Genomic DNA, 6,539 nt, shown 5'->3' on the forward strand with positions numbered 1-6,539 from the left:
TTGTAGCTGATAGTCGGCGTGCTCATCACGTCCGGTTATCCGTCAACCGTTAAGCCACGAACAACGTGACAACGTCCCTTAAGCCACTGAAATATCTCAGGTAGCGTCGCCTCCTCCCTCATGTTCGAAGTGACATAGCCGCCTCGATTTTAGAATCGAAGCGCCGCCTTCGAAGGCTTCAGTCTGTTTGCGAGGAACTCGATGCATAGCCGCACTTTGGCGGCTGCAAGCCGGGTGTGCGGGAAAACGACGTGGATCGGCGCTGCAGCAAGATGAACGTCGGGGAGGATAATCTCTAGCTTGCCGCTTTCGATGTCGTCATAAACGTCCCAGATCGACTTCAGGACAAGGCCAGCTCCCGAAAGCGCCCAGCGGTGAGCAAGCTCGCCGTTGTTGGTCGTAAGCCTGCCCATGACATTGACGCTGCGGCCGTCGGCGAAGGTCCAATGGGTATTCGGCGGCTCGCCAAAGGCAATGACCTCATGACGGATCAGGTCTTCGATTGTTTCGGGCCTTCCGCGGCGATCGAGATAGGCGGGCGCGCCGCAGATGACGCGCCTGTTCGGTGCAATCTGCCTGGCGACAAGACTGGAGTCGGCAAGCGCGCCGAAGCGGATCGCGAGATCGTATCCGCCTTCAACGATATTTGTGAGGCTGTCGTCTGTGTCGAGATGCACGAGCAGGCCGGGATGCATGTCTTGGAATTCGCTGAGCAACGGCGCGATCCATCGGATGCCGAAGGCGAAGGTCGATGTGACCTTCAGTACACCGGTCGCGGTATCCCTTCCGCTCGATGCTTCCGTTTCGGCATCGTCGATCTCCGCCAGGATCTGGACACAGCGGTCATAAAACCGCGCGCCTTCATCGGTCAGCGCCAGAGACCGCGTCGTCCGATTGATGAGCCGGACCCCCAGCCGCTCTTCCAGCCTCGACAGCTTGCGGCTGACCACCGCCAGCGAGAAGTTCAGCTCGCGCGCAGCACCGGACAGACTGCCCGCCTGAACCACCCGCACGAACACCAGCATGTCGAGAAAGTTGTCGCTCATATTCTTGCTGATATCGCAAGAGACCGTCGACAACAATCTCTGTTATCGCAAGAGAGGTGGAACGCTAATTTACGGCTATCGAAACCAAACGCGGAGAGATGGACATGACATCGTTGAACCAGAAGCGCGTCCTCATTGTCGGCGGCAGCTCCGGCATCGGACTTGCGGTCGCACAGCAGGCGCATGCCGCAGGAGCCACAGTGACGATCGCATCGAGGTCGGCTGACAAGCTCGGCGAGGCAGCGGCCTCGGTCAATCCTCCGATGGCCACCGCTGTGCTCGACACCGGCGACGCCGCCGGGATCGAGGCCTTCTTTGGATCCCATGAGGCATGGGATCACATCGTCATATCCGCCGCTCAGACGCCCAGCGGCCCGGTTCGCAAGCTTTCGCTCGACGATGCCAAGAAGGCGATGGAAAGCAAATTCTGGGGTGCCTACAGGGTCGCAAAGGCCGCACGGATAACGGAACGCGGCACGCTCACCTTTATTTCCGGGTTCCTGAGCGAGCGCCCATCGGCTTCGTCGGTCCTGCAAGGCGCGATCAACGCAGCACTGGAATCGCTCGCCCGCGGTCTGGCGCTAGAACTGTCTCCCGTTCGGGTCAATGCCGTTTCGCCAGGCCTGATCGACACGCCGCTGTGGTCGAAGATGGAGGAAGCGAACCGCACCGCGATGTTCGAGCGCGTCGCCGGCAGTCTACCTGCCAAGACAGTGGGCAAGCCATCCGATATCGCCAACGCCGTCCTCTTCCTGATAACGACACCCTTTGCCACCGGCTCCACCGTGCGTGTCGATGGCGGCGGCGTGATCGCGTGACGCCATGCAACTCGATCATGTCACACTGCGAACGGCGGACCTCGAAGAAACCCGGCATTTCCTGCAGGACCTGCTTGGCCTGACCGTCGGCTTCCGACCGGACTTCAGCTTTCCTGGGTACTGGCTTTATCGCGGCGACGAGCCGATCGTCCATCTTATTCCCGGCGGCGGTGCGGCCGTCAGCCGGGATGCTGAAGTGATCGACCATGTCGGCTTCCGGCTCGAAGGATACGGCGCTTTCCGTCGGAGGCTGGATGAGACAGGAATCCGATATTCCACCATGGATCTTCCCGAGCTCGGGGAACAACGGCTGTTTGTCCGCACCCCGGGCGACATCCTTCTCGAACTCGTCTTCCGGGACGACGTCAAAACCAACTGATCAACCGAAACAGGATTGAAGACAATGATCAAGAACGCTGTGACAGGCGGCCTTGCGGCTGCCGCTATTGCAATGTCGCTGTCAGCTCCGGCCTTCGCCGCGGCACCGCTGAAGATCGACGACATCGTCCATTCCGCGAAGCAATCACATGCCGAGGCGTCTGCGGAGACGGCAGCCCGGCATTTCTACAGCTTTTGGAACACCGGAGACGAGGCTGATCTCAAGGCTGCGATCTCGCCGTCCTTCACCGACCACACGCTGCCCGATGGCCGTCCGCAGGGACCTGATGGCCCGGCTTTCGCGTCAAAGACGTTCCGCGCCGCCGTTCCGGACCTTTCCGTCGAGGTTCGCAAAATGGTGTTCTCCGGCAACTACGTCACCGTCCACATGGTGTTCCGTGGTCATTTCACCGGGACGTTCGCCTCTGCCAAGGGGGTGGGTCAAACAATCGAGTTCATCGCGACTGATCTTTTGAAAGTGGCCAATGGCAAGGTAACGGACAATTGGCACATCGAGGACAATCTGACGCTGCTCAAACAGATGGGCGTCGTATCGATGAAGTGACGGTGGGCTCACGCCTTCGGCGGCGTCAGCCCCAGATAGCCAAACACGGCCTGCCGGGTCCGGCTGCGCAGAGCGATCCCATCCAGCTCCTGCCTGATGCCTGCCATGTCCGTCATCCCGCGCGTAATCGCCATCACGTCGAAGGCCAGGGTTTCGAGATCGGTGTCGATCTTGAGGTCGGCCTTGCTCAAGACGGAGGTGAGCGCCGGGTGGATCACGTCGACGACGCTCTTCTCACGGGCGTGGTTCGGCAGACGGTCCTCCTCGATATCGAGAAGGCGGGCGAGCGCCGGCCGCCGCAGTTGATGGGCGACTCCCGCATCGGTCATCATGGCAAGCGCGGTTCGCCAGTCGTCTTCGTAACTCGCCCTCTCGACGTCGGCAAACAGGTCAGCGGTCTCGCGCTGGATCAGGGCGATCGTGATGGCGTCCTTGTTCGGAAAATACTGGTAAAGCGATCCGATGCTGACACCGGCGCGATCGGCCACCGCATTGGTCGTGTACCCCTCCAGCCCGCGTTCTTCCAGAATGCGAGCTGCCGCTTCGACTATGATTTCGACAGTGACCGCGGAACGCGCCTGAACCGTTTGTTTTCTGGGACTTAGTTTGGGTTTTCGCACCATGTTCCGCGCCCGGTCAAAGCGAGTTTGTGAGGCAGGCAGAGGGCCATATCCTTCTTCCATCGTCAATCGAGTTTCGAAGAAAGAACAGCCATGATCACCGTAGATACCGACACCTGCGCATTCCTGCTTCGCGCCGCCACCGACCAGATCGCGGCCTCGCTTGATCGTCCTTCGCAGGCGGACGATATCGCATCCGTCATCCGGTGGGTGCGCTCCAGGAGTGCGCGGGCAGCCGCCGATCTGCGCGGTCAGCTCGCCACGCGCTACCCTGACATCGGCTGGACGGGCGAGGAGGACATGCCGGATGATCCGAATGCCGCCTACTGGGTCTACGACCCGATCGACGGAGCCTACCATTTCCTGCAGGGCCTGCCGCTGTGGTCGAGTTCGCTAGCATTAGTCGTCGGTGGGCGCTGCGTCTTCGGGATCGTCTATGATCCGACCTCGAACGAGCTGTTCATCGCCCGCGAAGGTCAGGGTGTGACGCTGAACGGAGAGCGCGTGACGACCCGGAACAAGACAGACCTCAAAGGCGCTGTTCTCGGATCGGCCGTCCCGCCGATCGCCCAGGTCGGACCGGAAGAGCACGCCGAGGCACTCCGACTGCTGGAACGCGTGACCGGACAAGTCTTCGTCGTCCGCCAGATGGCCTCGGCATCCCTGCAGCTTGCCTACGTCGCCGCTGGTCGGCTCGATGGCTACTTCGAGGTCGGTCATGACATTCCCGACTGGCTTGCCGGTGCATTGCTGGTCAAGGAGGCCGCCGGCGTCGTTACCGATCTATCGGGCAACGGCTTCGGCTGGTCGTCCAACGGCCTGCTTGCCGCTTCGCCCAACATCCATGCACAGCTTTTGAAAGTCGCGGCATCCGCTGCGCCCATCGTACGTGCTTAGGCGCGATCAACCAGGTCCGGTCCTCATCGGCAACGCGATCGCACTCGGAAAGCAGCGCCTTTTGTGGGCTGACAAACGACAAGGAGAATAAAATGCCTATTGCGATCTACGCGCTCACGATCGCAGCCTTCGGGATCGGTGTCACCGAATTCGTTCTCATGGGCCTTTTGACCCAGGTCGGGACGGCCCTCAACGTATCAATCCCAACGGCCGGACTGCTGATATCAGGATATGCGATCGGCGTTGCTGTCGGCGCGCCGGTCCTGACCGTTCTTCTATCAGGCTGGTCCCGCAAGAAGGTTCTCCTGGCGCTGATGGTCATCTTCACCATTGGCAATCTCGCCTGTGCGCTGGCGCCGAGCTATTCGTTCCTGCTCGCCGCGCGTGTTGTGACGGCGCTGGCCCACGGCACCTTCTTCGGCGTCGGCTCGGTCGTTGCGACCTCGCTGGTCAAGCCGGACCGCAAGGCATCCGCCATCGCCGTCATGTTTACGGGACTGACCGCGGCGAACATCCTCGGCGTGCCGTTCGGCACCTGGCTCGGCCTCGAACTCGGCTGGCGGGCGACCTTTTGGGCCGTCACCACGATCGGCATCGTCGCTCTGGCGGTGATCGCCCGTTACGTTCCTTCTGATCACGGTGCGACCGCTGCCAGTGACTGGCGCGCCGATCTCCGGGCGATGATGAATCCTTCTGTCATCATTAGCCTGTCGGTCACGGCGCTCGGGTTCGCCGGGCTGTTCACAGTCTTTACCTACATTGCCCCGCTGCTGACGGAGGTCACGGGATTTAGCGAGGCAGCGGTCTCTCCGATCCTGCTGGTCTTTGGCGGTGGCCTCGTCCTCGGCAACCTTGCAGGTGGCAAGCTTGCAGATCGCTTCCTGCAGGCGACGGTCATCGGCACATTGCTTGCTCTGGCCACGGTTCTGGTCGTCTTCGGCCTCGTGGTCCACAGCAAGATCCTGACTATCGTGCTGGTAGCCCTGCTGGGTGCCGCCGCCTTCTCGACGGTCGCTGAACATCGGCGCAGCTTTGGCCGTGGCAATACCGTCTATGATCCCTGGCACTATGTCCCTGTCCTTGCTCGCAAACCCGGTGCCTTGCGCAACGGCGCTCCCTTCCGCGAATGGGTTTTGCCAGCCGCAATGGAGAAGGTCCGCAAGCGACTGAAGAGCGTCGATGACGGTGATCGGCAGATGGTCACCATACTCGGATGCGTTCCCGCCGATGGTCTCGCCGCCGTTGAGGCTGCCTGCCAGGAAGCGCTCGATCACGGCGTCTGCTCGGCCTCGGTTATCATCAACATTCTGGCGCGAAGCCGCGATCCAGCTCCCGCTGCAACCCTGCAAATCCCGGATGCGCTTCGGCTTGCCCATGAGCCGGTCGCCGACTGCGCCCGTTACGACAGGCTCAGGAGAGTAAGTTGATGGAACGCACACAGGTTCTCGAACTGATGAGCACGCTGAAGCTCTACGGAATGCGCAGCGCCTACGACGAGGTCATGGGAAACGGTATCAAACGGCAGCACGAGCCGCCTCACATTGTCGGCGACCTCCTGCAGTCGGAGATCGCCGAGAAGCAGGCACGCTCAATCCGCTACCAGCTCAGCATCGCCAAATTGCCGTTGGCAAAAGACATCGACGACTTCGACTTCGCCGACACGCCTGTCAATGAATCCCTGGTGCGGGAACTGGCCATCGGCACCTTCGTCGCCGACCAGCGCAACGTCGTTCTCGTCGGCGGCACAGGAACAGGCAAGAGCCATCTGGCTATCGCGATTGCCCGTTCGCTCATCCGTTATGGGACGCGTGGGCGATTCTATAATGTCGTTGATCTGGTCAACCGCCTGGAAACGGAAACACGCAACGGCAAGCAAGGTCGAATAGCAGATTACCTCACGCGCCTCGACTTCATCATCCTTGATGAGCTTGGCTATCTGCCGTTCGCGCAGGCCGGAGGTCAGCTCCTCTTCCACCTGATCAGCAGGCTCTACGAGCGCACCTCGGTCATCGTCACGACGAACCTTGCCTTCGGCGAATGGCCGTCGGTGTTTGGTGATGCCAAGATGACGACAGCACTCCTCGATCGCCTGACCCATCACTGCGAGATCGTGGAAACAGGAAACGAGTCCTGGCGCTTCAAGGGCGTTGTCACGTTGTTCGTGGCTTAACGGTTGACGGATAACCGGACGTGATGAGCACGCCGACTATCAGCT

The 6,539-nt window shown here is 60.9% G+C and carries 7 protein-coding genes and 1 pseudogene; 6 read left to right on the plus strand and 2 right to left on the minus strand.

What is annotated here, in order from left to right; all coding sequences use genetic code 11:
- Nucleotides 1–149: 149 nt before the first annotated feature.
- The gene (locus DOU54_RS15285; protein ID WP_113731537.1) at nt 150–1,046 is read right to left on the minus strand and encodes a LysR family transcriptional regulator; all 897 of its coding nucleotides are present in this window, start codon (nt 1,044–1,046) and stop codon (nt 150–152) included.
- A gap of 104 nt (nt 1,047–1,150) precedes the next feature.
- On the opposite strand from DOU54_RS15285, the gene DOU54_RS15290 reads away from it, so the two are divergent.
- The 3 genes from DOU54_RS15290 to DOU54_RS15300 are packed head-to-tail and all read left to right on the plus strand — an operon-like array spanning nt 1,151 to nt 2,807.
- Nucleotides 1,151–1,864, plus strand: a complete 714-nt coding sequence (locus DOU54_RS15290; RefSeq protein WP_113731541.1) for an SDR family oxidoreductase — start codon at nt 1,151–1,153, stop codon at nt 1,862–1,864.
- A gap of 4 nt (nt 1,865–1,868) precedes the next feature.
- Complete coding sequence (locus DOU54_RS15295; RefSeq protein ID WP_072492913.1) at nt 1,869–2,243, plus strand: VOC family protein; 375 nt, start codon at nt 1,869–1,871, stop codon at nt 2,241–2,243.
- A gap of 24 nt (nt 2,244–2,267) precedes the next feature.
- Entirely contained in the window at nt 2,268–2,807 is a 540-nt protein-coding gene (locus tag DOU54_RS15300) for an ester cyclase (protein ID WP_113731538.1), read from the plus strand.
- An 8-nt stretch (nt 2,808–2,815) separates the two neighbouring features.
- Here the strand turns inward: DOU54_RS15300 and DOU54_RS15305 are convergent, their stop codons facing one another.
- A complete protein-coding gene (locus DOU54_RS15305) occupies nt 2,816–3,430 on the minus strand; it encodes a TetR/AcrR family transcriptional regulator (RefSeq protein WP_072492911.1) in 615 nt (204 codons plus the stop codon).
- Nucleotides 3,431–3,520: 90 nt separating this feature from the next.
- Between DOU54_RS15305 and DOU54_RS15310 the strand changes: the two genes are divergently transcribed.
- From DOU54_RS15310 to istB, 3 genes and pseudogenes are all read left to right on the plus strand, one after another.
- Entirely contained in the window at nt 3,521–4,324 is an 804-nt protein-coding gene (locus DOU54_RS15310) for an inositol monophosphatase family protein (protein WP_072492910.1), read from the plus strand.
- Nucleotides 4,325–4,416: 92 nt separating this feature from the next.
- A pseudogene (locus tag DOU54_RS15315) lies at nt 4,417–5,742 on the plus strand (MFS transporter); the annotation flags it as partial.
- 8 nt (nt 5,743–5,750) lie between these two features.
- Nucleotides 5,751–6,494 carry an IS21-like element helper ATPase IstB gene (gene istB, locus DOU54_RS15320; protein WP_113731540.1) on the plus strand — a complete coding sequence of 248 codons (744 nt, stop codon included), beginning with the start codon at nt 5,751–5,753 and terminating at the stop codon, nt 6,492–6,494.
- Nucleotides 6,495–6,539: the final 45 nt, after the last annotated feature.

It is taken from the genome of Agrobacterium sp. MS2, from assembly GCF_003261015.1.
GTDB lineage: Bacteria > Pseudomonadota > Alphaproteobacteria > Rhizobiales > Rhizobiaceae > Agrobacterium > Agrobacterium pusense.

What these genes read in the sequence shown, in the direction of transcription:
- DOU54_RS15290 (WP_113731541.1), top strand. Translation starts at nt 1,151, where the DNA reads ATGACATCGTTGAACCAGAAGCGCGTCCTCATTGTCGGCGGCAGCTCC.
- DOU54_RS15310 (WP_072492910.1), top strand. Translation starts at nt 3,521, where the DNA reads ATGATCACCGTAGATACCGACACCTGCGCATTCCTGCTTCGCGCCGCC.
- istB (WP_113731540.1), top strand. Translation starts at nt 5,751, where the DNA reads ATGGAACGCACACAGGTTCTCGAACTGATGAGCACGCTGAAGCTCTAC.
- DOU54_RS15295 (WP_072492913.1), top strand. Translation starts at nt 1,869, where the DNA reads ATGCAACTCGATCATGTCACACTGCGAACGGCGGACCTCGAAGAAACC.
- DOU54_RS15285 (WP_113731537.1), bottom strand. Translation starts at nt 1,046, where the DNA reads ATGAGCGACAACTTTCTCGACATGCTGGTGTTCGTGCGGGTGGTTCAG.
- DOU54_RS15300 (WP_113731538.1), top strand. Translation starts at nt 2,268, where the DNA reads ATGATCAAGAACGCTGTGACAGGCGGCCTTGCGGCTGCCGCTATTGCA.
- DOU54_RS15305 (WP_072492911.1), bottom strand. Translation starts at nt 3,430, where the DNA reads ATGGTGCGAAAACCCAAACTAAGTCCCAGAAAACAAACGGTTCAGGCG.